This window comes from Tahibacter caeni, assembly GCF_024609805.1.
In the GTDB taxonomy this organism is placed as follows: Bacteria; Pseudomonadota; Gammaproteobacteria; order Xanthomonadales; family Rhodanobacteraceae; genus Tahibacter; species Tahibacter caeni.
The window spans coordinates 1-2333 of the sequence record NZ_JANFVR010000513.1; the positions used below are offsets into that span (position 1 = coordinate 1).

Sequence of the window (2333 nt, forward strand, 5' to 3'; positions counted from 1 at the left end):
ATCCGGCCTTCGCCGGCGTCGCCGAGCTGCTGCGCGGCTGGCAGGCCCAGGCCGAGGGCCGGCCGGAGCAGGCCCGGCGCGAGCTGGCCCTCGCCGTCGAGCGCGGCGTGCGCCAGACCTACAGCGCCGAGGACGCGCTGCTGCTGGCCGCCCGGCTCGGCACGCCGGCAGCTCCCTGCCGCATCGATCCGCCCTATCCCAATCCGTTGCGGCTGAGCGCGTGCCTGCAGCTGCGCGACAACAAAAAATAGAGTAGAAACAGTAAATTGCGTCGCTGTAACGTTGCTGTTAAGTTGCTCCGAAGCGGCAGTGAAGCAGGCCGCCGCGACCCGTCCCAGGCTCCGCTCCGAGGCCGCTGCCGCTGGCGGCCCTTCCTTCGGAGCCCGTCATGCCTTTCGTTTCCTGGATCACCCGCGCGTTCTTCTGTTTCTGCCTGATGCCCGGCGGCCCGGCCGCCGCTGCCGGCGACCTCGACCCGACCTACGCGAGTCAGGGCTTCGCGCGCCTGACCGGCGCGTCGACATCCGGACCCCAGGCACTGGTCGTGCTGCCGAACGGCAGCACGGTGTTCGCCTCGTCGCGGCCGACGACGACGCACGACATCGTCGTCGGCGCGCTCAACCGCGAAGGCCATCCCGACACCCGCTTCGCCGCGGGCGGCCTGCTGACGATCACGAGCGCCGGCACCCTGTATCGGCCGCTGCTGCGCTACGACGCACGCACCGACAAGACCCTGCTGGCCGCGAGCGACTTCCGCAACGGCGCCTATCACCTGCTGCTCTGCCGCATCCGCCAGGACGGCACCCTGGATCCGACCTTCTCGACGGCCGGCTACACCAGCCAGACCGGCTGCGTCAGCATTCCGCCGCCGGCGTTCGCCGCCACCGGCATCCTCGTGGCCGGTTTCCAGCCGCTGGCCGACGGCCGCATCCTCGTCGGCGGCAGCGCCTACAACTTCGCCGCGAATTCGTTCCGCGCGTTCGAAGGCCGGGTCACGCCGCTCGACGTCAATCCCGCCGAGACGCCGGCCATCAACGACGTGCCGAACCTCAGCGACGTGTACATCAACGCCGTCGCGTTCGATCCGCCGATGGGCGACGTCTACTTCGCCGGATTGCAGCGTTTCGCCAGCGGCGATTCGGCGCTGATCGCCGTGCGCCTGGGCGTATCGAACATCGAGAGCTATCTCTACAACGCCAACAACGTCGCCAACGGCACTGAGGAGGCCCGCGCGATCACGTTCGCCGGCGTCAGCGACATCTACGTCGCCGGCACGATAGAGACCGCCGGCGGCAAGTCCGACTGCATGGCGTTCCGCCTGAACCGCAACATGCAGCCGAACTTCAGCTTCGGCCCGGGCTCCAACGGCCGCCGCACCGTGCGCTTCAACGGCGCCGCGCTCGACAGCGCCTCGTGCGAAGCCGTCATGACCGATGCGCAGGGCGGCGTCTACGTCGCCGGCCGCGTCGGTCTCAACGGCGACCAGACCTACGAGTCGGCCGTGGCCAAGCTGACCACCGGCGGCGACTTCGCCGCGGGCTTCGGCCTCAACGGCGTCGCCCGTCCGGCCGGCGGATCGAACCCGGCGCGCAGCGAGCGGGCGCTGGCCATCGGTCTGCACCTCGGGCGCGTGATTCTCGCCGGACCCAGCGAGCTCGCGACCGGCGCGACGCCCGAGACCACCGACATGGTGCTCGCGCGCCTGACCCATGCCGACGTGATCTTCGACAACGGCTTCAACTGATGCCGCGAATCAGGGCCGATTTCATCCTGATTCAACTGCAGGCTGCCGCGGTCGAAACGAACGGGGCGGCGCATGGCGATCAGGATGATGGCGGGTGTGTTCTGGATGGCCGGCGCGACGGCGGTCGTGCTCGCGCCGGCCGAGAGCGGGCCGGCCGGCGCGGTGCCCGCGGGAACGCGCGGTCCGGAAGTGGAATCGCGACCGGCGGCCGCCGCGGCAGACCTGCCGTGGCGGCTGGCGCAGCGGCTGCCGGTGGTCGCGACATGCAGACCCTGACCCAGCTCTGGCTGTTCTTCCTCGTCGTGCTGGCGGTCGTGCTGCTGCCGGGCATGGACATGGCCTACGTCGCCGGCAGCTCCCTGGTCGGCGGCCGGCGACAGGGACTGCTCGCGCTGACCGGCATCGTCGCCGGCGGCATCTGCCACGTCGTCGCCGCGGCGCTCGGCGTGGGCCTGCTGCTCAAGCTCGTGCCGGGGCTGTTCAACGCCGTGCTGCTCGCGGGTGCGGCGTATCTGGCCTGGATCGCCTGGTCGCTGCTGCGCAGCCGCAGCGCCGCGGCGCTGCAGGCCGACGCGCCGCGCCTGGCGCC

General features: G+C 71.0%; 4 protein-coding genes. All 4 read left to right on the forward strand.

Features of this window, described 5'->3' with window-relative positions:
* The coding region (locus NON22_RS23275) for a hypothetical protein (protein ID WP_257389373.1) at window positions 1-251 on the forward strand (251 nt) is incomplete at its 5' end.
* 137 nt (window positions 252-388) lie between these two features.
* Window positions 389-1744 (forward strand): hypothetical protein, encoded by a 1356-nt coding sequence (locus NON22_RS23280; RefSeq protein WP_257389374.1) that lies wholly within the window; start codon window positions 389-391, stop codon window positions 1742-1744.
* Window positions 1745-1816: 72 nt separating this feature from the next.
* A complete protein-coding gene (locus NON22_RS23285; RefSeq protein ID WP_257389375.1) occupies window positions 1817-2020 on the forward strand; it encodes a hypothetical protein in 204 nt (67 codons plus the stop codon).
* The coding region (locus tag NON22_RS23290; protein ID WP_257389376.1) for a LysE family translocator at window positions 2008-2333 on the forward strand (326 nt) is incomplete at its 3' end. The genes NON22_RS23285 and NON22_RS23290, both read left to right, overlap by 13 nt.